Here is a 25,814-nt window from a genome sequence, read left to right on the forward strand (position 1 = left end):
TTTTTAATGATCCAAGTTTAATTGATTAATTCTCCCCAAAAGCTCAATTCCAAAACGTGAACGGTCGAAAAGGATGCATTGGCATAGGTAGATACGGTCCTGAACCTGATGTACCTTACCGGGGTGAACGGATTCGGGGCGAAATCAGTCACGCCAAATTCAAATTCGATGCCTTCATCAGCAAAGGCTATGTCCTCTTGGGTAATCTGCGAGCCGGGGCCGGATGGTTTCAAACTCTCAAATCGACCGAGCGGGATCCAACTGTCGTCAAGTTCCCCGGTAGGATTGGGCGAAACAGAACCCCATATTTCAAATACTTTGGCATGCCCTCTCTTCCATCTGTCGTCTGAATGCTTGCGGGGCCAATATTTCAAACGACTTAATTTGACGGTCCTTCCCAGGTCCCACGTGATGTTGTGCGGAAGCATTTGGGTTTCCAGGCCGTGAAATCCATCCTGATCATAATTCTCATCCCATATTCTTGTCGTTGGGTAACTTGCATTAACCGGAGGTATATCACCGGGCAACGTATAAGCATTCCAGGTAGATTTGGGGATAAACTCTTCAAACCACGGTGTCACCTTAGAAGTCAAGGTATCGGAAAGATTACCCCATCTATCGCGGATGTACACCGCAAATTCATGTTCTTCGGGATCCAATCCGTCAACACCGCGATACGTAAACGTTCCTTTTGGCGTAGCGGTATAATACGTGATTAACTCACTCATATATCCCAAATTCGCTGTATCCGCCATCAATACGATGGCCAAATTTGCTTCTTCAGGATTTTCGAAATCGATCGCTACCCCTCCAAAAGTATCCCTGAACTTTTTCGTTGCTAGCCGTACAGGAGCCGTCGTTGGGTTAATCTGTACAACATAAGGTGCTGATTCTTTTTCATTTTTCCCTACGGAATATAGTTTAACGTCGTACGTATCCGTGGTGCCGAATCCCTCCAGAACCAAGGAATCTTTGAAGTACGAAGATTTTGTTTCGCGTATTACCCCAGGTTTGATTTCATATTCAGCACGGACGTAAAGCAGATTTCTATCTACAGGCAATGCATATTTCAATACAGCTCCTCCCGGTCTGTTTTCTACGGTTACATTTGTCACCTGACCAGGAGCTGCTGCTGTATCGTCGATAAAATCAATACGCCCCTCTTCCTTGCAACTGATCCATAGAATCGACATTAGTAAGATACCGATAGCTATAATTCTATTTTTCATGATTTAATATGTTAATCGTTACCACCCAATATTTTGTACTAAATTTGGGTTCACTTCAATATCGCTGGTTCTGATCGGCCAGAAATAGTCGCGGACGCCAAATTCTTGTTTTAACAAAAGCTGCGGTTGGTACATCAGCCGGTTAACTTCTTCTTCTGTCCCATCAACGGTAGACACCATCATGTTCCACCCTTGCAGGGGGGTATGGTATTCAGTTGGCGCCGTTTTCCACCGCCGGATATCCCAAAAGCGTTGTCCTTCGAACGAAAGTTCGATCATGCGTTCCTGTTGTATAATTCCACGCAGACCAGCTTGGGTGTTGTATTTCTGGTTATTCGTGTACCTATCCCACGATTCCTTCACACCTTTTAAACCGGCACGGGCACGAACCAGATCGATGTATCGAAACAGTTCGGCGCTATTGGATCCGTTGGGACCTTCGACTTCGTTTATCGCTTCGGCATATAACAGGTACAGATCGCTCAACCGCATGACAGGCCAGGCATAACTTGGTGAAGATATGCTGTTGATCGCATTAAGTTGGGCCTCATAAGGAATGAATTTTTTGGGGATATAGCCGGTCCAGTTACCCTGTCCCTGCGAGCCGTCTGTTTCGCCCACTTTAAAGGCAAGGTATCTTAACGACGAAGCATCTTTATCATTATATTGCCCCGCTCCGAACCATACACCGCCATCGAAGCCTACCCAGGCATAAAAACGGGGTTCACGGTCGAAATGCATATCAATCGTGGTTCTTCCCTGCCGGATATAAAGTTTATCCGCTGCTTGTGCGGTCCGGAGGTTGTAAAGATCTCCGATACTTCTCGTTTTGTCCTCATCAAGCGGTACACCGTTTTCTGTATAAAACATTTCGGCAATTTTGATGGGCATACCCAACCACTGGCAGATGTCGTTGCTATTGACGTAATCTGGATTTAGTTTCGGCATGGATGCATGGATCATCCCCCCACTCGTGGGAATTGAAATCATTTGCGTATTTGCCCAGATAATTTCACTGCTTGAACGCAGGTTAAAAGCATTGCGAAGGGTTACATTCAAGACGGTTGTATCGTTGTATCGGTTGGCCGCATCGTCAAACGTATATAACCTGATCCCAGCTTCATGGCAAATATCAATCGCTTCTTTGCATGCGGCCACTGCCGCTTCCCATTTCTCGGCTTTGAAAGCTGCATCGAACAGGAGCGTGCCGTCGTGATTTTTCAACGTTGCCTGATCATTATTACCGTTGAACAACGGACTTGCCGCTGTTACCAACACTTTTGCCTTCAATGAAAGCGCGATGGGTTTGGTAATACGTCCATAGTCACTTGCCGGATCCAGTATAATGGTGGGCAGCATGTCGCCCTCAGCTGCCTCATCCAGTAACTGCACGATGTAATTGAAACATTCATCTACCGGTTCCCGTTCGACTTTCACCGCATATACATCCGCATCTACCGGCATATTTTCGCGGATCAGCGGTATCGGACCGTACATCTGTACCAGACAGAAATGGTAATAAGCCTTTAAAACCTTTGCCTCGGCGGTCCACTGTTCCCGCTCCCATGCAGGTAAGTCAGGGACTAAATCGACATTTTCCAAAAACGTGTTGCAAACACGTAACGCCTCATACATACCGCCCCATCTTGCAAGTATCGGACTGGTTGCGTTTTGCAATCCTTCGCCGATATCCAAACCGGCAAGTGAAAACCGGTTAGAAAAGTGGGTGGTTCTTCTCGTCCATATATCGTCGCCGCCTAAGGTGGTCGGATCGCCGGCCCCTCCATTCTTTGGCATATAGGAATAGGCAGTCGCCAAATATTTACGGGCCTGTGTTCTCGAATTGAATGCCATATCCAAGGTAGCAATACCGTCGGGTACTACGTCCAACCAATTGCTGCAGGCAGTTAAGGTCATTATAGCGGCAACTATTATAATTTTAAATCTTTTCATATCGCTTACACTTAACTAGTTAAAGTTAAAATTTACCCCGATGTTAAATACCCGCTGATTCGGATAGCCCAATCCATTACCGGCCATTTCCACATCCCACATTTTAAATTTACTGAAAACAAGCAGGTTGGTTCCACTGAGATAGATCCGGAGATTATTCATTTTTATCCGATCAGTTAACCGGTCGGGTACTGTATAGCCCAATTCCGCCTGCTTAACGCGCAAGAAACTGCCATTTCGCATAAACCAGGTATTCCGTTGGTCTGAAGGCCATTGATAGGCACCATTTGAATCAATATAGGCTCCCGGGACGTTGTTTGTGTTGATCCTTGTATCCAGTCGGGGCCAGGTAGCATATAAATTTTGATTTTCCTCAGACCAGTAGCTGTCGGCATAAGCTTGAAGGATCTGGGCATCAGCCAGAAACGGGGCTGTACTATACGCATTGATCCAAAACGATTGCCGGGCAGCCCCCTGGAAAAATACCGAAAAATCAAATCCTTTAAATCCGGTTGAAATCCCAAATCCATAAACAATTTCAGGAACTTCAGGATAACCTAAGGGAACTTTATCCGCTTCGGTAATCTTACCATCACGGTTTACATCCAGGTATTTGATATCTCCGCCACCATATTGAGAAGTACCGACATTTTGCGGTGGCGAACTGGCAGCTTCTTCATCATCAACAAAAAGCCGTTCGGCAATATACCCGATTGCCTGATTTAATGACATTCCTACTCTTGAGCGCCAAGGTTCGTTGTATTCCGGTTCCTCGTACACATCAAATCGGCTGGTTGCATACGTGAAATTTGCACGCGCCGAAGACCAGAAGTTGCTATTCCAGTTTTTTTGGTATTCCAACATCATATCTACACCTTTGCCCGATGCTTCGCCTACATTTGCTCGCGGTGTTGCCGTCAAGCCCATGGTATTGGGAATACTTGCCCTCGTCATCAGGATATTGTCTCTTTTTTCAGTAAAATATTCCGCAACGATATTCAGTTCATTCCATAAACCCAGTTCAAGTGCGAAATTCTGTTTATAGGATTTTTCCCAGGATATATAAGGATTGGCATATCGACTAATCGTGATTCCGTTATAAATCGTATTATATTCCGATCCGAAAATGGCTCGTCTTCCTTCGTTATCCATATTCACTTCGGAAAGATAAAAAAACCGATCCTCGGCAGAACCAATCTGATCGTTCCCGATTAAACCATAGGTATAGCGCAGTTTCAGATTGCTAACAACGGGCTTTATATCCTCCCAAAACTTTTCGTTGGATATAAGCCATGCCGCGCCTGCCGATGGGAAAAAGCCGAAACGGTTATTTTTATCAAAACGTTCGCTTCCATTATATCCAAAGTTAAATTCAGCGAAGTAGCGGGCGTCATATGAATAGGTTGCCCGCCCCACCAAACCTAGATTTCTGGAAGGAAGCGACAATTGCAGCGAACCGGTGTTGGCTTTCAACGTCTCCCGTGCCTGAAACACCAACATATTGCTTATGTTGTGTTTCCCGAAATCACGTACATGGTTTAGGGCTCCTTCAAAATAAAACGAGGAATATTGTTCTCTGTCATTCGGCAATTCCCCGTATCCTAAATATTCTGTACCAATGTCAGTTTCTACTAAATTGTAATCTCCTGTTAACCTGTTATATCTGCTAAGTTCATAATAAAACGGATTATATGATCTGTTGACCGCAAATTGCGATAAGCGGCTGATATTTAACATTGCCCTGCCAGACAGTCCCTGGGTAATAAAATCCAAACCCTGCTTCAATTCTAATTGAGCCAATATCTGTGAGCGGGACTTCTCTTTGTAACCACGGACCATTTCTGCATAGGGATTGATTTTACTATTGTTGAAGTTGCCGAACAAAATATGTTGCGCGTATTGGAAATCTTCGTCCGCGGGGTAATAAGCAGGGAACAGCACCGGATTGGAATGGACCATTAAATTATACATATCCGCTCCCCCGCGCAAGGGACCTTTGTATTCTTCGAAATTGGCACTCAAACGTACAATCAATTCAGTGCTTTTGGTCAGGTCAATGTTTACGGTCGAACGCAGATCGTAATTATTAATGGCAATGTTGTTATTGAAGTTATTGCGTTTGTCCACGTTCAAGATCCCGTTGTCGCGATTGAATGAACCGGCAACGTAGTAACGCGCAACTCCACCACCTCCGCTGACATTCAAATTACTCCGCTGATTCATCGTATACTCCTTAAACAACATGCTTTTCCAGTCGTTTGCGGGGTAAATAAGCGGATACCTGCCTGCCTCCGTCATTTCAATCTTTTCCTGCGAATATAGAATGGTTCCCAGGGGATCCCGGGTAAGGATCGCTTCGTTGTGCATTTTCATATACGTTACGGGATCAGCCACATCAACTGTCTGCGTTGGAGCCGATATCGAATTTTCGACGCGGAATGAAAATTTTGCAGGACCTTCTTTACCCTGTTTGGTAACGACCAAAATCACTCCGTTTGCACCGCGGGAACCGTACAACGCTGTTGCGGTGGCATCTTTCAATATGGAGAAACTTTGAATGTCGTCTGGGCGAAGGCGAGCAAGATCGTTTGCTGAGAGTTCGATACCGTCAATTAATATCAACGGGTTGGTGTTTGTCCCAAAGGTAGTTATCCCTCGGACAAAGAAATCGGCATTATCTTGCCCCGGTTCCCCGCTTCGCTGATACGCGATAATACCAGCCGCCTGGCCTGCCAATGCGGTGGTTAGGTTACTGGAAGGCACTTTCAGGTCACCGGGGCTAACGGACGTGACCGAGCCGACCACATCCCTCCGTTTCTGCGTACCGAAGCCAACCACGACAACGTCATCCAGTAATGAAGCCGACATTTCAAGCACCACATCGATTTCTCGCTGGCTACCGACGTCCATTTCTTGGGTGTGATACCCGACCATTGTAAATACAAGAACAGCACCATCAGGCACCTGCAACACGTACCTGCCGTTCAGGTCGGTACTCGTTGCCATGGTTGTCCGATTTTTCACTGATACAGTAACCCCGGCGAGTGGGGTTCCGGATGTGTCGACAACAATTCCCTGAACCGTGGATTGCTGCCGCAAGCTTGCAAGAAGCCGCTCCCGATTTACTTTTCTGGCGCTTCTTTTTAGAATGACTACTTTCTCGTCTTCCTTCACCACAAAATCGAGGGGAAGGTTTTTCAAGCTTTCGGCAAGCACCTCACTGATATTATCGGATTCGATGGAAATACTGACTGCATCGAGCTCTTCAATATCGTTGCGGTTATACAGAAAGGCAAATCCGGTTTGCCGCTGTATATCTTTAATCAATGCCGTTACACTACCGTTGGACATGTCCAAGCGGACAGTTTGCGCCACTCCCTTTGCATGGATTTGAAGGGAAGCGAATACAATAAAAAACGCGGCGATTTTCAAATACAATAAAAAGCTAGTAAAAGGGGATAAGTAGATATTTCTCCCCATAAAAGAAAAAAAATGCATAATTTTGATTTCGTTTAGCTATATAACACATAACCTAAAAGTGATCGCAAAGCTTTATAGGTGTTACTGAACTGGACGAATCAGCCGCACCGGTTGCCTCCGGTGTGGCTTCTCCAGCTTTATATCGGTAGTATTCTTTATGTCATAACGGTAATCCTCCTCCCATCGATTATAAATTTGACGTGACCTGTCAGTTCCAGCAACTCCAGTAGCCTGGAAATAGAGAAGCTTCGGGGGAGCATGAGTATGCTGAATTGCTCCGTAATCTGTGTTTTATATTCAACATCTACATCGTACCACCGGGCAACCTCCTTCATGATCGTTTTCAACTCCGCATTTTCAAAGTTGAAGTAGCCATCTTTCCAGGAAGTTTCGGTATTCAATCCCACCCTTCGTTTCAACAGTACAGGATTTGATACTTGCGTAGTCAGCTGTATTTGTTCACCGGATTTTATCAGTAGGGCATCTTCTCCTGCTTTGAACTTTACACTGCCTTTTTCCAACGTTGTGTTGATGAACATGTCGTCGGGATAAGCCTTCACGTTGAAGGACGTCCCTAGTACCTCGATTTGCGCGCGGTTCGGCAAATTTACAACAAAGGGCCGCGCTTTGTCCGAAACAACATCGAAGTAAACCTCTCCCTGTATTTCTACCACACGCTTCTTATGACCAAAAACAGCCGGGAAGCGGATGCTCGACGCCGCGTTTAACTTTGCCGAGCTGCCATCCGGCAACACAACACGATACTGCCCACCTTCCGGCGTTCGAACGGTATTAAAACCTGCCGATCTCTCCTTATTTACAGGCAAATAGGTGATCTGCCCTTCTGAAAGTTCAACTCCGGGGGCTCCGCTCTGCTTGAATTTATTACTTATTGATGCGTCGCCGAGAAAAAGTAAGTTACCGTCCGCCAATGTGACCATTGCTTTATTCGAACCCGCATTGATATCATTTTTGTATCGCTCCTTTCGAGTCAGATAGTCGGCTTTATCCGTGTGGCTTCTGTAAAGCCAAACGGCTGCAAATACAGTAAAGAACAACGCCAAGCCTGCAACCAATCGTATTGAAGAAAACGAAAAATAAGTTTTGCGGCCTGAAATTTCTGTAGGCTTTGTGTCGTTAAACCCAGCAAAATCAGCCCACTCGTGAAGTAAAAAAGAATCGTCGTCGGCAAGCTCGGTGTACAACGTATTCAACTCCGGATATTTCGTTAAATATCCTTGCAATTCGATGCGTTGTAACTCGGTTAAACTACCGTCGATAAACAACCTGAACAATTCTTCTATTCGTTCTGATTCCGGGTTCATATTTGGCCTGTTTCATTACTATAACAACTGACACAGAATTTCAACTCAACGAATCGAACTTTTTTTACAAAAAGAATAAAAAACGTTTTAGCTGGTTACACTAAGCTTTTGTGCCCCAGCGATTTCTTGATTAGGTGCAGTGCCCGGGTTTTGGCGTTGCGAACATTTTGCTCTGAGGTGTTTAGCTTTTCAGAAATTTCCTTCGTTGAAAGACCATCGAGATAAATCAGGTTGAAGATGACCTTGATTTTATGTGGCAATTCTTCCACCTTATCGTAGACGTAGTTAAGCAATTGTGCTTTCATGATTTTAGCCAGGATAAAATCCTCACTATTTTCCGATAAATAGAGGATTTCCTCGTGTGCTGTTGACCGCACTTTCAGCGATTTTAAATAATTAAGTGCTGCATTTTTGGCTGCTTTATACAGAAAAGCCTTTATGGATGGTAATTCATTGAACTTCATCCGATTGACCCATACTTTTTGGAAACACTCAGCTGCGATATCTTCAGCTTGTTGTTCATTATTGGTTAGCTGAAAAACGAAATAACAAATTGCCCGATAATACCGTTCAAATATTTCATTGAAGGTCTGTTGCGATATTCCCGTTTTATTGTTGGATAACATTGCTCAAAGTTAAGTTTATATTAAAGACTCATTTTACAACTGCATAGCGGCTCACTTCAGTTGTCCAACAAGTTGCGCAGACCGCAATGGCGGTTTACCTTCCACGGTTAGTTTAGAATACAGGGTTATCTTCTGCATTCATTTGCCACACAATGCTATCTAAAATGATACAAAAAACTATCCTGCGGTGTCCTGCATCCGTACCATATTTAATGGCAGCTAGTTATTTAGTTAGCGACACGCGATACAAATCTTTTCGTCGATCGAGCAGATTTTTCACCGTACCATATTGATTAAGTTCCTTCAATAAATTTAAATCTACATCCACTACCAACACCATCTCTGTGTTGGGCGTGGCTTCCGCTTTAACGGCATTCGTGGGAAACGCAAAATCGGAGGGTGTAAACACAGCTGACTGGGCGTATTGGATATCCATGTTGTTGACTTTGGGCAAATTGCCTACCGAGCCGGCAATCGCGACATAACACTCGTTTTCTATGGCCCGTGCCTGGGCACAATTCCGAACGCGAGTATATCCGTTCTGCGTATCGGTCAGAAAGGGTACAAACAAGATCTGAACCCCTTGATCGGCCAATATTCTTCCCAACTCCGGAAACTCTACATCATAACAGATCTGTATACCGACCTTTCCACAGTCGGTATCAAATACACGAACTTCGTTTCCGCCGTACATGCCGTAATATTTCGTTTCATTGGGCGTGATGTGCACTTTTCTATATTCTTCGGTCTTTCCATTACGCTGGCAGAGGTACGAAACATTATAGAGTTTGTTGGCTTCATCTACAAATGGCATGGACCCGGCAATGATATTGACGTTATAGGAAACTGCAAGTTGCTGGATCTTCTGCTGCGTCTGTTCGGTCAGTTTGGCCAGTTCGCGCATGGCCTCCGTAGTGGGCAGGTGGTTGTAAGATTCCATCAATGGCGTATTAAAAAATTCTGGAAACAGCGCAAAATCCGCCCCGTATCCGCTCACGGCATCCACAAAAAATTCTACCTGCTCATGGAACGCCGCAATGTCCCGGAAGGTACGCATCTGCCACTGCACCAGCCCGAGCCTGATGGTTTTTTTGGTCGGCGATGCCGCCCTCGTTTTGGGTTCGTAGTAAATGTTATTCCATTCCAACAAGGTAGCATATTCGCGTGATTCCAAATCCCCCGGCAAATAATTCTTCAGCACTTTTTTGACGTGGAAGTCATTGGCCAACTGAAAGGTGAGCGCCGGGTCGTAAATTTCCTTTCGCTTGACCTTTTCGATGTATTGCCTCGGAGTTAATTCATCGGCATGTTCATGGTACTTCGGCAGACGGCCGCCGACAAGAATACCTTTCAGATTCCAATGTTCGCACAACTCCTTACGCGCATCGTATAACCGTCTTCCCAATCGTAAGTCGCGAAACTCGGGATGTACGAATACCTCAATTCCATACAGTACATTGCCCTCCGGATCATGCGTGGAAAATGTTCCTTCGGCAATGATCTCCCGATAGGGATGGGTAATATCCGTCTTTTGTGTATCAATCACAATCGCCAATGCACAGGCCACCACACGGCCATCCACATCCACTCCCAACTGACCATCGGGGAACATACCAATGAGGTCCCGGATGTTATTCCGTGTCCATAGGCCACCCACACCTCCATAGGCCTGCGTCATGGAGTCGATTAAGTCATTGTAGTCCTTCAATGACAGCTTTCTGACATGAATATTCATATGCGTTCAATTACCCGAACCTGTTAACATACAGAATCCTGCCTTAAACGTAACGAATCATTTTGACAGCTGCAAGTAACCGCGCGCGTGTATTTACTCCTATCTCGGCAGGGCTTGTGCGCCGCAAGAGTTTCGGTCTGCCACTCGCAAGCTGGAATCCACTGCGCTGCACTTGCGTCTTTACAAGGCTTGCTCCGCAGCAGACGAAAACACCTACTTACGGAACTCGGATGCGTTTTGGCTACTCACTGGTGTTGTATTCGCCCTGTAATGCATACCACCCGAAAATACACAGTCCTCCGGTTATAATAGGCATCAGAATAAACGTGTAAATAATAGCCGGAACCAAATCCTCCGTTTTACCGCTTGTGAACTGCGGAATGGCTTGACTGATGATTAGGTAGTATCCTGCCACCAGTCCAAGAATAATCCAAACAACACCTAAAATTCGTTTAATCGTATTCATGGTTTACTGGACATTTTGGTTTTTATTTTTAAGATATAGCAGCCCGATGATGAAACTCACACCGGCAATTAGTATGGGATACCACAGCCCGGCCAGGTGCGGTTTGTCGTAAGGAAGCGCTTCCGATGCTTGCTGCACCGCTGTATTGGCTACTTGCGCTTTGGTTACGAGATACGTTGCCACGGCCGGTAACAACCCTCCGAATATACCGTTTCCGACGTGATATGGCAACGACATGGAGGTATAGCGTATCCGCACAGGAAACATCTCCACCAGAAAAGCGGCTATCGGGCCGTATACCATGGTTACGTATAACACCTGGATAAATACCAGCAATACAATGGACCAAAATGCACTACGTCCCACATGCACGGTTTGCGTCGTCGTCGCGCCTTCGGTTACCCAAGTGGCCGTACTGCCATCGTCATATACCTTTATAATCGCGTCTCCTTCCGCACGCTGCTGATCGACTAATTCCTGCTTAGTGGTAACATCCGTGAACTGGTACATCCGGTCATAAATTGGCCGGTACGTCAGGATAGCCAACAGCATACCTGCAAGCATCACAGGCTTCCGTCCGATCCGGTCAGATAACCAACCGAAAAACACAAAAAAACCCGTTCCCGCCAGCAAAGCGGCACCAATAATAAAGTTGGTCTGATCAAAATCTACATGGCACACGTTCTGCAAGAACGACAATGCATAAAATTGACCCGTATACCAGATAACTCCCTGTCCCATGGTAGCACCGAACAGGGCCAGTAATACAAACTTAAAATTAAACTTGTTTCCGAATGACTCTTTCAGCGGATTAGTGGATGTATTCCCCTCGCTCTTCGCCTTTTTGAATAATGGTGACTCGTCCATATTGCGGCGGATAAAATAAGATACGACAACCATTACCGACGAGAGCAGGAACGGCAGCCGCCATCCCCAATCGTCAAAAGCTTCGGCAGACATGCTGCTTTTGGTCAGCATAATAACCGCCAGGGAAATAAACAATCCCACGGTTGCCGTCGTTTGAATCCAGGAGGTGCGGAAACCCCGCTTATGCGGTTCGGAATGTTCGGCTACATAGGTAGCCGCCCCGCCGTATTCTCCCCCGAGGGCCAGTCCCTGCAAGAGACGCAGCAACAGTACCAGGAGAGGAGCTGCGAAACCGATCGTCTCGTACCCGGGCACGAGCCCGATGGCACACGTAGACAAGCCCATCAGGAGCAACGTCACCATAAAGGTATATTTACGGCCGATAATATCGCCCAAACGGCCAAAGAAAAGTGCCCCGAAGGGCCTCACCACAAAGCCGGCGGCGAATGTTGCCAATGTAGATAGAAAGGCCGCTGTCGGATTGTCCGACGGAAAAAACTTGGTAGAGATAATGAGGGCGAGACTTCCGAAGATGTAAAAATCGTACCACTCGATCAACGTGCCTAAGGAGGATGCACCGATCACTTTCCACAATGTTTTCTTGGAGGAGACGGTGACGCCTGCAGAATTTTCTTCCATAAAATCGGTTTATAACAGAATGAGTAGCTATCTAAAAAATGTTAGCGTGCTAAAGTAATATTATTTATGGAATAAGCGCAAAAGAATCGTGAATTCAATGAATTTCAATTAATCCAATCGCCTAATTTTGATATTCTTGAAGTAAGCACCGTCTTGATGATCCTGCAGGAGAATATGTCCGAAAGCGGCCTCTCCATACGGGGTGCGATATTCGTTGAACTTTGTACCCGACACGCGCTTCCTGAACTCCGGCGAGCCGCGCTCATACTCGAGCATCTTTTTTCCATTTAACCAATGCTCCACATGTTTGCCTTTGGCCACGATCCTAGCTTCATTCCAGGCCCCATCTTTGAGTATTTTCCGTTTTGGTCGATACAAGAGGTACAGGGATGCTGTACTTGTTTTTGGGCTTTTGCCGCTTTTGACGGATTCGTGCCGGAAATCATCGATGAGCTGATACTCGGGGCCATTCAGTGTCACCTCTCCCTTGCCATTTTCTAAGGGAGCTACAAAATACTTGATACCGGTATTCGCCGAATCGGCAAGTTTAAAATCGAGTACCAGCTCGAAATCCGAGAATTGTTCACGGGTGATGATATCGCCTCCCTTTCGCCCCGGCAATAGGGTCAGTACGCCATCTTCCACGACCCAACCTGCTGAAGGAAACCGGTCTCCCCGAACACTTTGCCACCTGATCGCTGGATCGCGGCCGTCGAACAGCAATTCCCAACCTTCCGCCTGCTCCTTCTGTGAGAGGTATATCTTATCACTTCCTGCTGTATCAACGGCGACCGCCGTCTGTTTGCCCTGCAGCTGCAGCATGCCCACCGCATAGCGCCGCCCATATTCAGCGGCCGAAGGGCTGTCGAAATGCGTGCCATCGCCGTGGTGCCACAACCCTTCGGATGAGACAACGCGAGTATGGGCTACCTTAGTCGGTAACGTCGGCAGTTGTTTATTGATATAGTCATATTGCTCCTTATACCGTCCCAATTCGCCTACAACGAAAGGCAAATCAGGGTCACCGACCACTGTACGTATCCGTTGGATGAGCTCACTTAGCCGATCAATGTATCGTGCTGCAGCATCCGGATTGCTATCTCCTTCGCCCTGATGCCAGATGATCCCTTTTATTACCCCGTATTTCATGGCTTCCATAATGCGGGCAACGGCATCATTATAGGGATAGGTCTTCGTCGGGGGATCAAACGTTCCTGGCGTCCATTTCGTAATGGATGTACCCCCAACCGCGCAGGGCACCAACCCGATGGTAGCGTTTGGGTACGCCTCGGCGATCGCGATACCAAAGGAAAGACCGGGGCCTACGCCCGCCGCCTTCGGTTTGTCGAAATGCAGCGGGTGCGTTGCCGGCACCCATTGCTGATTTTTTGCAAACATGAGCACCCGCTCATGGCTTATCGATTTGTATTCCTCCGTCAGCGGACCGCGACCGGCCATATTCGACTGCCCCATCAGTATGTAAAGATGGAACGTGCTATCCCGCTGTTGGGCGAAAATCAACAAAGGCATCGCTATCCATAACCCGAATAACCACCTGACTGCGGACTTAACCGTTACGTTCATTTTTTTTGTTTTTGATTGCGATCAGATTCTTATAACAAAGATGCACTTTCTCTGTCAAGAAACAATATAAAAATAAACCCATGTGAGTCCGCGGCTGGTTGTGCCGGCATTATCTTTTTTTAGTTACGGGTAGTATCTATTCGTCGTTGTCAAGCCATTTTTTTAAAAACGCCACGCCTTCGGCCACCAACGCTTCATGACTACCTTCGTGGAGAACTAAATCGATGCGATTCGATAGTTCCAGGCGCTCGTAATGCACTTTCGAGCGCTCGAACTCTTCCACAACCTGCGGCCAGTAAGCGATATTATCCTTTTTACCATGTTGTATCTGAATGGGCCGCGGACAGATCAGCGAAACGACGTCGTGGTCGGAAAATTCGGTCAGCCAGCCGCTAAAAAAAGCATGTTCTTCATTGCCCGCTGCGAAACTGCTGTAACGTTCATCCGGCACCACCATCTTATTGATCCGGTGATTGAACCACGCCGACACGACACCGGCTTTGATACGTGGTTCCAATGGCATCCAGAACAAAGTGGCCATTCCTCCCAGCGACACCCCCCAGGCACCCACCCGGTCGGCATCGATACGTTCGTCCTGCAACACCACGTCCAGCAGATGCTGAAGTCGTGCCAATTCGATACCCGGAAGACTCACGTCAGCCAGCCGCGCCAGCCGTTCGATATTGTTTCGGCGTGGTATGCTACGCATGTTCAGGGGGGCCATTACGGCAAACCCCGCATCCAGCAATGCTTTTGCATATGCATGGTAGCTTTTTCCGTCCTCAAAGGCCGTTTCGGGGCCGCTTCCGATACCATGCAACGCAATGACCAGGGGCGCAGGGTTTGCTTTGCTGGCTCCTTCTGGGTATGCGATCACCGCCCTGGCTGCAATATTTCCCAATGGAAGTTCCAACCACTCAGCGTCAGTGCCCAACAGGTTATATGGTTTGCTCAAAAGCGGACCTGTCTTTTGTAAATGTGGCGGTTTAATCACCTCTTTTTCCCAGCGCAGCCGATTGGGTGCAACACTGCGTACCAGTGCGTCGGCGCTGCTGTAGTCGCGGTTCCACGCCATCGCGGCGCGTGCGTCATATTCATCCACGAGGTAATGGGTGAGGTAATCTTCGAGCTCTTGCTCATATGCGTCGATACGCATTTCGTCTTCTGCTTCCGTGAGCACCTTGGCATCCTGCGCACATACCGGATGGGTAATCGTAATCAGCAGAAAGGCAGCCGTTAATACGGCTAGCCTTTTTTCTAAACAAGTAATATACATAGTCATTTTGGTTACCAACCCGGATTTTGTCCCAATGCCGGATTGAGTGTAAGTTCATTAATAGAGAGGGGATCAAGGTAATCGCGGTCAGCATCAAATCCATAGCCTCCCGGTACTGCATTGGCAAACGGATCCAAAAAGCCGGCCGCGTTTACGGGCAATGCCGGTTTATTGGGGAACTGTGCAGCCCTCGCCCCCGTTGGTCGCTTGCCGATGATGAGCTCATCGGCGGCGGCCCACCGTGCAATATCATTCCAGCGGAAGTCCTCCAATGCCAATTCCACTTTACGCTCCCGCCGGATTTCGTTAATCAGCGGCGACAATGCGGGAAACTCCCAATTTGGATCCGCGTCGATGGCATCCAGCAGCAGATTCGGCATGCCCACGCGGTCACGCAGTTTCTTGATCGTATTATCGATATCGGTTTGGGTTGCTTGACCTAACTCAGCCTTGGCCTCGATGTAGTTGAGCAGTACTTCCGCATACCGGAATTGGATGGATGGCGTCTCCTCAAAATTGAGGTCGTGATAGACTGAATTCGGATTGTAATCCTTCCGGCGCATATACCCCGTGGCGGACGAATTCGTCGAGTTGGTATACAGGCGGTCGTAAACCTCCTGCCACGTACGAACGGTTCCATCGGGTGCAACCATCCAAGGGGCATCGGGGATGAATATCGTTTGCCTGAAACGGGGGTCCCGGCCTTCTGCTTCCACCGTTAAATTAGAATAACCCTTAAAAAGATCGCTTTTGCCGATGGGTTTTCCATCGGCACAAAGATAAGAATCCGCCATTTCCTTTGTGATCCCATAGCCCTCGGGCGTCTCCATCCGGTAAAGCTTACTGTGACTGTGTATACCCAGGTCACGGTCCATTTTGGTCCAGAACATTACTTCGGGATTGGTCGAATAATCCCGTAATCCGAACAGGTCATTGTAATCACTGCCGGGATGGCCTGTCGCATAAATATCGAATAATCCGGAAGCCATTATTTGTTCAGCAGCAGCGACGGCCTTTTCGAAATATCTATGGGGAGAGGCATCAGCGACACCGAATGCCGTACCGGCATGGTATTTTTCCCAGCTGCCCTCATACAGGGCAACCCGCGATTGATACAGTAGAGCGATCCATTTATTGATTCGCGTATAACCGTTGGTTTTCTCAGCCGAGAGGTATTCAACTGCCGTATCCAAATCAGCCACAATTTTATCGGCAATGATATTGCGTGGAGCCCGTGCTTCGTAAAGTTCAGGGGATTCCATGGTCAGCACCTTGTCAATCCATTGTACGTCGCCGAAGGTCCTCAGCAGGTTGAAATAGAACATCGCCCTAAAAAAATGGGCCTCTCCTACATATTGCTTATATGCTTCGAAATCCGCTTCCACGTTGTGGTAGTTGGCGAAAAAGTAGTTGATGCTCCGGACACCGGAATAGTTGAGAGCGGGAGCATTATTCACCGTCCGGATTCCCTGGAAGCGGGTATTGACGGATGTTTCGCTGATGTAGATATCGGTGCCGACATCTCCCCGGCCTTTGTCCATGATCGGAAAGTTGCTCCGGTCGTAATACTGGTTAACGTATAGTTTCAGGTCGTTCGGTGTCTTGAAGAAAACCGGTGCAGTAATGGCGTCCAGTGGATATTTTTCGAGGTGACCTCCTTTTTCGCAGGCGGCAATGGCGATGGCGATGAAGGAGAACAGGATAATTCTGAGTCGATTCATGTCGTTGTTTCTTTGGTTATCGGTACTTAAAAAATAAAATTAACACCCAATGAGTACATCTGGCTGATGGGGTAAGTTTCACCCAGATCCACACCGCCATCCAGCGGATTGGATGCAACCGCTGTCTCCGGCTCATACATCTTGGGCAACCTGGAGAACGTGAGGAGATTTTCTGCGGAGAGGTAAATCCGTGCGCTTTTCACGGATAGCCTATTCAGCACAGGTGACGGCACCGTGTACCCTATCTGCAGGTTTTTAAGCCTTAGGTACGCCGCATTCAGCACATACCGACTCTGATAACGGGCATTCTTGTATCGCTCTGCGGAGAAATAAGGCTTGGGGAAGTACGCATCGGTATTGGCGCCCAACAGGTTGGTTTCGTCGGCTGGCCTCCAGTAATCGAGCATCCGGCCACCCTTAAAAATACCGGAGTTACTGGGCCCGACATTCAGCCCCCAGAAATATTCTGCGTCAACGCCTGGAAGAAACGCTCGCTTACCCACCCCCTGCCAGATCATGTTCAGGTCAAATCCTTTCCAGTTGAGGCCACCGGTGAATCCGTAAGTGTATCGCGGCGTGGTGTTGGCAATGACTGAAAGATCGCCATGATCCTCCAACGTACGCCCGCCTTCATTGATAATCCCATTGCCATCCAAGTCTTTATAGACGATATCGCCCGGCCCCCAGGTTTTATAGTAAAACGACTGATCTGGCATGGGCTCACCGGCATTCTGCATAACGTGGTCGGTGGTCAGTCCCCACTGGTCACCATGTACCCGACCTTTATACCAGCCATTGATTGAGCCCGATTCATTGCGGTATTCCAGAATGGTCGTCTTGGAATCACCCAGCACGAGCCTGGCATCGTAGGACAATCCCGACGGCAGCCGGTCTTTCCAGCCCACCGACAGTTCAAATCCCTTGGTAGACAATTTGGCATTGTTCGTCAACGGTACGCCGGTGCCCAGTACCGACGGCAGCTGGACGGACGGCCCCAGCATATCTGATGTGGTACGGTTGTACCAGTCAAACATTACATCCAGCCTATTTTTAAGGAATCCAGCCTCTACGCCGATGTCAAACGTGGTGATCGTCTCCCAGGTCAGGTTATCGCTAATGATCGCTGGTGCCAATGCATAGAGCGGCACTTCGTCGCCGATGAGGTAACCGGGATTGTTATAGCTATCTGCATTCCGCCGGTACTTAACCCCCATGGTGGGTAGGTACAGGTAATTGGCGACATTCTGGTTTCCGAGGGAGCCGTAGGACGCCCTTAATTTCAGGGCGTTGACATAGGGCGATACCGGTGTCCAGAAATTTTCTTTGGAGATGTTATAGCCCGCCGATACCGAAGGGAACAAGCCCCACCGCTGGCCAGAAGGAAACCGGGATGAGCCGTCGTAGCGGCCGCTGGCCTCGAACAGGTACTTTTCATCGTAGTTGTAGTTGATGCGGCCGAATATACCCTCGGTAGCCCAGTGGTTCATCCAGTCGTCCAAGGTAAAATCACCTGTAGCCGTGTGTATAGACGGCACCTGTTCGGTGATAAGGTTCGTTTTAAACCCATTGAGACCGCGGTTGAAATCGGCATCCCGCTCATATCCCGCGAGCACTTTGAAATAATGCCGCTCCAAGCGCTTTTCGTAAGAGGTGAACAGGGTAATCTTATCATACTGCCCCTGGTTCATGACAGACCGGTACCCACTCGTCGCTTCGCCGATATTTCCGGTCGTACCATTGGGTATGGGCACAGGTACGGGCTTGGGATTGCGGGTTTCCGAACCCCAACGGTAATTATACCGGTAATACAGGTTGGTTTTCCACCCCGGTATAGGCTCAATTTCGGTGCCGATATTCAGCCATAAGTCGTGGTTTTCGGTAACGATGCGCCCACCCTGTTCAAGCACCAAAATCAGTGGGTTAGCAATGGAGCCATCGATGTTATACTTCGGCATAGTGGGCCAGAAATCGATGAATTGCGACCAAGTATACGTGCGTTCCAGCCCTACCATGCCCAGTGGCGCGTCGGTTTCCGTACGGGCATACCGGGCACTGAAGTCGAATGAAATCCAATCAGCGACCTGCGATTTAACATTTGCCAGCACGTTATACCGCTTGAATCCGTCATCCCCCCAGCTGTAAGCGCCGGGCTGGTCAAAAAACCCTGCATTGATGTAGTACTGACTCCTGCGGTCGCCGCCGTTCAAACTGACGTTGTGTTTTTGCTGCAGGACGTATCGTTTGTAATACTCCCGGGCCCAGTTGTAGTTGGCGTTGCCATCCCAGCGTCCACGCCATTGGCTGTAAGGAGGTTTATCCGGGTTGTATTCGTAAGGATACGTGCCATCCATGTAGCCTTTTATGCGTTCGATCTGCTCATCGGGAAATGTGGGTGTGAGCCCCGCGTTTGCCTGTGCCTGGTTAAAAGCCGTTGCATAGATGAGCGAATTTTCCATGTCAGGTACATATATGGGTACTGAAAAGGAGATATTATTGTTGTAGCTAATCCGGGCGGGCTGATCTTTGCTGCCTTTTTTAGTGGTGATCAGCACGACGCCGAAAGCCGCACGCGAACCATACACTGCGGATGCCGATGCGTCTTTCAACACCGAGATGCTCTCGATGGTTTCCGGATCGAGGTAATCGGCGTTGCTCTCCACCCCGTCTACCAGGATGAGCGGCCGAGTATCGCTGGATATCGACCCAACACCCCGTATCCGCCAGGTTTGTGTAGCCCCCGGCTCGCCGCCGAAACTATTCAGATTGATGTTCATGTTGGGTGAGGCACCCTGGAGCAGCAGGGAAACGTTGGGTGCCGGACGATTGGCCAGCTGCTCGCCCGAAACCACATCCACGGCGCCGGTCAGGTTAACTTTTTTCTGGACGTCGTAACCAACCACCACTACCTCATCCAATTCGCTGAGCGATGCTTTCATGGCCGCGTTGATAACGGACAACCCTCCAACGGGTATTTCCTGTGGATCAAATCCCAGGATGGTAAATATCAATGTGCTTTCCCGATTGGGTACCGTGATTTGATAATTGCCCGCCTCATCCGTCGTGACCGCCGATGACGTGCCTTTGACGGTCACCGTAGCGCCCGGTAAGGGGTTAGCTGCTTCATCGGTTACGCGCCCCCGAACCTGCGACTGCTGTACTGCGCTTTCCGGTCCCTTTAACCGGTTCGCTGTGATTCGTCCCGTCTTGCGCGAAATGATAATCGTTTCATCCTCGAGGGTCCAGGAAAGGGGCAAATCTTTCAGCAGCATATCCATCGCTTTCGCCACCTCGGCATCAGCAATGTTTACACTTACTTTGGTATAGGCTACATCTTTACCCCGAAAGAAAAAAAGGAAGCCCGTTTGGGCCTGCACTTGTTGCATGGCGGCGTCAAGGGAAATGTTTCGGACCTGCATCGATACACGCTGGGCGTACGTAGATGCAGTGACCTGAAGTACCGTCAATACGGTTAGGAAAATTGCCAACTTCATAATCAGCAACAATTGGTAAGTCAAAGGTTTTTGCAAACCTTTAACACATAAGTAAAAATTCATAAGTTTGTAGCGTTTGGGTGTGCTATTAAATGGTTAACTAATCCTTGGTTTACAATTCGATAGGCGTACCCCAACAGTTACCGGATAGTGTCGCAACCACTATTCGGTTTTTTATGGGATCCGTACCGTCTCGTCTGATTAAGTCTTTGTCCTTTTCATACGGTTAGCTATTAAGGGGTTAATAAAATTGTTAACTATGTTGTTGACGGTTGTAATTACGGAAGTACCGTCAGTTTAATCCTATTATTCTCGTTTGTAATCCGGCAATTCAATCCACTCTTTTCCAAAATCGACAACACTTTATTCAGGTTGTTATCTCGCTTGATTTTCCCAAAGAAATACATTTCGGATACCGATTCGTCGTACGCAACGTCCAAATTATACCATCTGCTTAGCTGCCTCATCGCATCCGTTAAGCTTGTCTCCCGAAAGCTGAAAAAACCCGCTTTCCAGTCTGTATAAGCCCTAACATCAACCTGTTTTACCTGTAGCACATCACCACGTAATGTTGCCTGCTGATTGGGGGATAATTGGAGGGTTTCATTATCCGAGCTTACGCGCACACTGCCCGTCACCAGCGTCGTCTTCGTTTCTTGGTCATCAGCATACGCCGAGATATTAAATTCGGTGCCCAATACCTCAACCACTTGATTTTGTGTATGTACCAGAAAAGGAATTTTCTGTGAATCGGTGAGCGTGCGCGCTTCATTCACATCAAAATACGCTTCGCCTGCAAGTTGCACTACGCGCTCTTTGCCTTCAAAACGGCTTGGGTAACTAAGAGTAGAGGCCGAATTGAGCCAAACCCTGCTGCCATCGGGCAGCGTGATCTGGTATGTGCCGCCTTTCGGAGTCGTAAGTTGTAAGTTGTAAGTCTTTGGCCCTGCCTGCGGTTTATCTTCCCGACTTTCACCTTCAGACTCCGAATCGATTACCAAACTTCCATCCAAGTACGTAATCGCTTCCCCGACAATAATTCCAGCTTGCGCTTCGCTCAAATCAATCGCCTGGCCATCGGCCAATGTAAGCGTGGCACGGTTGGTACCTGGTGCAATTTCTGCTGCATTGACGGTATTAGCTTGGGGTCTTATCCGTCCGTTCGACCAGTTGGCTATTGGGTCTGCAGCAAAAATCAAGGCAGCGGCTACCGCTGCGATGAGAATAGCCGCCGCGTACGGCGAGCGTATGATCACCCACGGAATCCGGCGCCAAATCGGGCGGCGTTCTACCGGCTGTGTTGCGTCCCAAACACGCTGATGGACGTTGCCTGCGATTTCATGGGCTATCGGTGGTATTTCCGGATTTGCTGCGTCATGACGGATCATGTACTCCCTAATAGCTGCAGCCAACCGGGCGTCATCATCCGGATGACCGAAATATTCGTAGAGACGCTGCACATCCGCAGCGGAGCAGCGGTTATCCAGGTATCGTTCCAAAAGTACATATAGATCTCTCTCCATTGCCGAGTTGGGTCTTATTACGAAAAAAGCATTCAAAAAGAGCGGACAGATGCCCGTAGATCTTCTAGAGAGCTGAATATTTATATCCCGTATCGCAAAGTATGGTTACCATATTTTTAGTTTCCGGATTGGATTGCAAAAATTTAATGGCGGCAGCAACATTTGCTCCTGCCGAAAAACCAACAAACAACCCTTGTTCTTGACTTAATTTGCTTGTCATTTCTCCCACTTCTTCATCGGTAACCGTTATGATTTCGTCTGCCAACTCTTTTTCCCAGTGTGGAGGAACGAAGCCGTAGCCTGTTCCCTGAATGATATGTTTTGGGGATTTGATGGTTCCCTTTTTCAGAATTGCCGTATTTTCAGGTTCAACCGCTATACATTTTACATTGGGATTTTTCTCTTTTAAGAATTTTGAAGTTCCCACAAACGTTCCGCCGGTTCCAACTACCGCAACGAATGCTTCAATTTCTGGCAAATCATTCCAAATTTCTTGACCTGTGGTGTTATAATGCGCTAAGACACAGGAAGGATTATTAAATTGGTCAACATAAAAAGCATTGTTTTCTTTTGCATATTGTTTGGCAACCTGTGCTGCGTATTCAATATCTTTTCCGGTAACCATTCCCGGTACTCCATCAACCTGCTTGGTTAAAAATACTTCTGCGCCAAGGGCTTTTAAAATTTTTCGTCTTTCGGAGCTATTTCCCTCTGACATGACTGCTAAAAATGGGTTGCCAAATTGCTTGCAAACAACCGATAGACCCGCTCCCATATTTCCACTTGTCATTTCCACAACAAGTTGTCCTTTTTTGAGTTCGCCTTTCGCATAAGCGTCTTTAATGATTTGATACGCCGGCCTGTCTTTTACACTTCCCCCCGGTTGAATATATTCAAGTTTAGCATACAGGGTTTGGTTAGTAAGCAATTTATCTAAAACAACTAAGGGGGTGTTATTTATAAGCCCCAATGTTCCTTTTTTTATCATGACCGTTTCGTCTCTTTCCAACGTTGGACCGGGGTCTTTTATCTCCCCCTTTATCTACTAATACACCGATACATGGAAAAATAGCACACCCACCCTGAAAAAAAAAAATGATTTTTTTTGCTATCGGTGTAAAAGTGCCGATAATAACGCCAGCGTACTGAGCAATTTGGGGTTCAGCAGCGTTTCCAGTTTTTTATTGGCACGCTGGATCAGGTGGTTGATGGCCGAGTGGCTTATCGCCAATTCCTTACTGATTTCTTTATAACTCTTCCCTTCGATCTTATGTAACACGAACACCTGCCGTTGCCTGGGCTCCAATTGGGAGAGTGCCTGCTGGAATTGATCATATTCTTCCTGCGCCACAACTTTTTCCTCGATATGGACGTATCCCACTGACCCTTGTGTACACAGTTGTGTCTGCATGCGGGCCTCACGCAGTTGTTTTCGAAGCGAGTTGCTTGCCAAGTTGGCTGCTATTGTAAATACAAAAGCAATGAATGCATGGTCAATCTTGATCGTCTGTCTCGCAGCCCATACCCGTATAAAGGTATCCTGCAGTAAATCTTCTGCAGTATCCTGAGAACGGGTAAGCCTCAATAAGATCGCCGCAACCCGATGGGCATACCTATTGTACAGGGTATCAAACGCATCGTGATCTCCATCGCGCAGCCTAAGCAATAAGTTCTTTTCATCGGCCGGAAGCATCGGTTCCATTCCTTGGCACAGTTAGTCACCCAAAGTTAGAAAACTGAAGTGGTATTTGGAAATCTTTCCATAGCGTGCACGACAGATTCTGCCCTTGCGCTCGAAGCAGGCCTTTACGGGTTAAATAGCGCACGCCAAGTCACAAAGGTGCTAAGAAAAGCCACTTCTCGGCTTTGGCTATTGCATGCCCAACACGCTTTCGTCGTCTAAAAACAGTACTGCATTGGGATGTGTTCGCAATATCGTGGATGGAAATAAAGTGCTGATTTCCGCGTTGACCGTATATCGAACGGCCGAAACCTTGTTTTTTCCTGGCACAACACAAAAAACGGCAGGCGCTGCCATTAACGCAGGAATGGTAAGCGTCAGTGCATGTGTGGGTACCTGGTCCAATTCGGCGAAGCAACCGTCGTTAACCTGCTGTTGCCGGCAGGCTACATCAAGGTCAACAACTTTAACCCATACATCATCTTCAAAGTTAGCCACATGCGGATCATTAAACGCAATGTGGCAGTTTTCTCCGATCCCCATACACACGATATCTGTAGGATACTGCGCTAACAAATCTGTATATCGCTTGCATTCTTCCTCGATGTTTGCCGCATTCCCGTTAAGATAATTAATTGAGCGGAAAGGCACTTTGGCAAACAACCTTTCGCTGAGAAACTGGCCAAACCGCTGGGGTGCATTTTCGGGCAGCCCAATGTATTCGTCCATGTGAAACGCATTGATCCGGCCCCATTCAATCCCATTCTGTCCGGTAAGCGCATCCAAGAATTCATTCTGTGAAGGCGCTGCAGCAAAAATTATATTTACGGCTTCCTGTTGACCAAGAAGTTCCTTTATCCGGCCTGTTGCCGCATCGGCAGCTGCCCTACCCATCGAGGGGCGGTCATCAAACTGAGCTACCGTTAATAAGTCGATCTTATTCGTTGTCATTTTCGTTTAACTGGTAATCTTTTGCTCAGCCACGTTTGTTGGAATCCGCTCATCGGAACTGTAAACAATCCGACCTTGAATCATGGTCATTTTAATCGTTATCCCTTCATCAAAAATTACGATGTCAGCATCTTTTCGAGGCACGAGTGACCCTACGGAGGCTTCACGTCCCAGTATACGGGCCGGAGTAGCCGTCATCATGCGCACAGCGTCAATAAGCGGGATGCCCGCTACATCTCGCACGGTACGTATCAGCCGGTCGGCGGTTGCTGTACTGCCAGCAAAAGCCGAGCGATCGGGCAACTTTGCCACCCCATCTTCCACGAGCACTTCCATGCCATCGGTCAGGCTGCCCAACATGCTATTCCCCTCGGGCATGGCAGCGGCACGCATGGCATCGGTAATCAAGGCCGTCCGATCGGGTCCTTTGATCTTATACACCAACTGAAGCAATTCGGCCGGCAGATGCCTGCCATCGGCGATAATTTCTACATCCAGTTCATCGATAAGATAGGCACCTTCAATCACCCCACCGTAGCGGAAGGCATTTCGCCTTGTCACACCGGACATCGCTGAATATAGGTGGGTAACCAATGAATAACCATTTTCGAACGCCTGGGCTACATCGCTGTACAACGCATCAGAATGGGCAATAGACGGTAAAATACCGCGCTCGCGCAATATACTTCCGAACGGGATTGCCCCTTTTTTTTCCGGGGCAACGCTCCACCGTTTGATGGAAGACGAGCTTGCTAAAATCTCTAAATATTCATCCGGATCGGGATCGCGGATATAACGGGGGTCCTGAGCACCGCGTTGTTCCATTGCAAAATAGGGGCCTTCAATGTGTATGCCCAAGAACCGCGCGCCAAGGACGTTGTTCGCTGCTGCCTGTTCGTACCGTTTGAGCGACCGGATAATTTCCGCTTTTGTACTGGTTAGCATGGTGGGTAGCATTGCCGTAGTGCCGTAGCGGGCATGCGTTTCGGCGACCGTCAGAAATGCTTCGACACTGTCGTCCATAAAATCGCTCCCGCCCCCACCGTGTACATGGATATCGACAAATCCCGGTGCAACGTACTGCCCTTTGGCGTCGATAACGTGAGCTCCCGGTGCGTCGATATTGCTTTCGCTTACTGCCTCAATGCGGCCGTCCCGTATGAATAGTTCCCCATTTTTGATGATACGGTATGGGGTAATGATATGACCGTTTGTGATCTTTATATCGCTTTTCGACATGGAATTTTTACGTGTTTGGATGCTGCGA

Annotated in this window: 17 protein-coding genes; all 17 read right to left on the bottom strand. The window is 47.9% G+C overall.

Annotated features, from left to right (window positions below):
- Positions 1–17: 17 nt before the first annotated feature.
- Positions 18–1,229, bottom strand: a complete 1,212-nt coding sequence (locus BMZ56_RS05890) for a DUF4959 domain-containing protein (RefSeq protein WP_090625414.1) — start codon at positions 1,227–1,229, stop codon at positions 18–20.
- 18 nt (positions 1,230–1,247) lie between these two features.
- Entirely contained in the window at positions 1,248–3,182 is a 1,935-nt protein-coding gene (locus BMZ56_RS05895) for a RagB/SusD family nutrient uptake outer membrane protein (RefSeq protein WP_090625416.1), read from the bottom strand.
- 15 nt (positions 3,183–3,197) lie between these two features.
- Positions 3,198–6,620, bottom strand: a complete 3,423-nt coding sequence (locus tag BMZ56_RS05900; protein WP_245893097.1) for a SusC/RagA family TonB-linked outer membrane protein — start codon at positions 6,618–6,620, stop codon at positions 3,198–3,200.
- Positions 6,621–6,817: 197 nt separating this feature from the next.
- Positions 6,818–7,987: a FecR family protein gene (locus BMZ56_RS05905; protein WP_090625422.1), complete on the bottom strand. Its 1,170-nt coding sequence runs from the start codon at positions 7,985–7,987 to the stop codon at positions 6,818–6,820.
- Positions 7,988–8,082: 95 nt separating this feature from the next.
- Entirely contained in the window at positions 8,083–8,613 is a 531-nt protein-coding gene (locus BMZ56_RS05910; protein ID WP_090625425.1) for an RNA polymerase sigma factor, read from the bottom strand.
- A gap of 223 nt (positions 8,614–8,836) precedes the next feature.
- Positions 8,837–10,348: a carbon-nitrogen hydrolase family protein gene (locus tag BMZ56_RS05915; RefSeq protein ID WP_090625428.1), complete on the bottom strand. Its 1,512-nt coding sequence runs from the start codon at positions 10,346–10,348 to the stop codon at positions 8,837–8,839.
- Positions 10,349–10,589: 241 nt separating this feature from the next.
- Positions 10,590–10,814 (bottom strand): DUF6814 family protein, encoded by a 225-nt coding sequence (locus tag BMZ56_RS05920; protein WP_090625431.1) that lies wholly within the window; start codon positions 10,812–10,814, stop codon positions 10,590–10,592.
- Between the two features lie 3 nt (positions 10,815–10,817).
- A complete protein-coding gene (locus BMZ56_RS05925) occupies positions 10,818–12,320 on the bottom strand; it encodes an MFS transporter (RefSeq protein WP_090625434.1) in 1,503 nt (500 codons plus the stop codon).
- 108 nt (positions 12,321–12,428) lie between these two features.
- Positions 12,429–13,904 (bottom strand): sialate O-acetylesterase, encoded by a 1,476-nt coding sequence (locus BMZ56_RS25820; RefSeq protein WP_218146474.1) that lies wholly within the window; start codon positions 13,902–13,904, stop codon positions 12,429–12,431.
- A 136-nt stretch (positions 13,905–14,040) separates the two neighbouring features.
- Positions 14,041–15,180: a dienelactone hydrolase family protein gene (locus BMZ56_RS05935; RefSeq protein WP_090625438.1), complete on the bottom strand. Its 1,140-nt coding sequence runs from the start codon at positions 15,178–15,180 to the stop codon at positions 14,041–14,043.
- An 11-nt stretch (positions 15,181–15,191) separates the two neighbouring features.
- On the bottom strand, positions 15,192–16,901 hold the full coding sequence (locus tag BMZ56_RS05940) for a RagB/SusD family nutrient uptake outer membrane protein (protein ID WP_090625441.1): 1,710 nt from the start codon (positions 16,899–16,901) through the stop codon (positions 15,192–15,194).
- A gap of 26 nt (positions 16,902–16,927) precedes the next feature.
- Positions 16,928–20,392, bottom strand: coding sequence for a TonB-dependent receptor (locus tag BMZ56_RS05945; RefSeq protein ID WP_177195051.1), 3,465 nt, complete (start codon positions 20,390–20,392; stop codon positions 16,928–16,930).
- Positions 20,393–20,670: 278 nt separating this feature from the next.
- On the bottom strand, positions 20,671–21,915 hold the full coding sequence (locus tag BMZ56_RS05950) for a FecR family protein (protein ID WP_090625448.1): 1,245 nt from the start codon (positions 21,913–21,915) through the stop codon (positions 20,671–20,673).
- 64 nt (positions 21,916–21,979) lie between these two features.
- Positions 21,980–22,924 carry a PLP-dependent cysteine synthase family protein gene (locus BMZ56_RS05955; protein ID WP_218146475.1) on the bottom strand — a complete coding sequence of 315 codons (945 nt, stop codon included), beginning with the start codon at positions 22,922–22,924 and terminating at the stop codon, positions 21,980–21,982.
- 99 nt (positions 22,925–23,023) lie between these two features.
- Positions 23,024–23,617 (bottom strand): RNA polymerase sigma factor, encoded by a 594-nt coding sequence (locus tag BMZ56_RS05960; protein ID WP_090625454.1) that lies wholly within the window; start codon positions 23,615–23,617, stop codon positions 23,024–23,026.
- Between the two features lie 168 nt (positions 23,618–23,785).
- Positions 23,786–24,547 carry a glucosamine-6-phosphate deaminase gene (locus BMZ56_RS05965; protein ID WP_090625456.1) on the bottom strand — a complete coding sequence of 254 codons (762 nt, stop codon included), beginning with the start codon at positions 24,545–24,547 and terminating at the stop codon, positions 23,786–23,788.
- A gap of 6 nt (positions 24,548–24,553) precedes the next feature.
- Positions 24,554–25,786, bottom strand: coding sequence for an N-acetylglucosamine-6-phosphate deacetylase (gene nagA, locus BMZ56_RS05970; RefSeq protein WP_090625801.1), 1,233 nt, complete (start codon positions 25,784–25,786; stop codon positions 24,554–24,556).
- Positions 25,787–25,814 lie beyond the last annotated feature (28 nt).

Origin of the sequence: Parapedobacter indicus (assembly GCF_900113765.1) — a bacterium.
Lineage (GTDB): Bacteria > Bacteroidota > Bacteroidia > Sphingobacteriales > Sphingobacteriaceae > Parapedobacter > Parapedobacter indicus.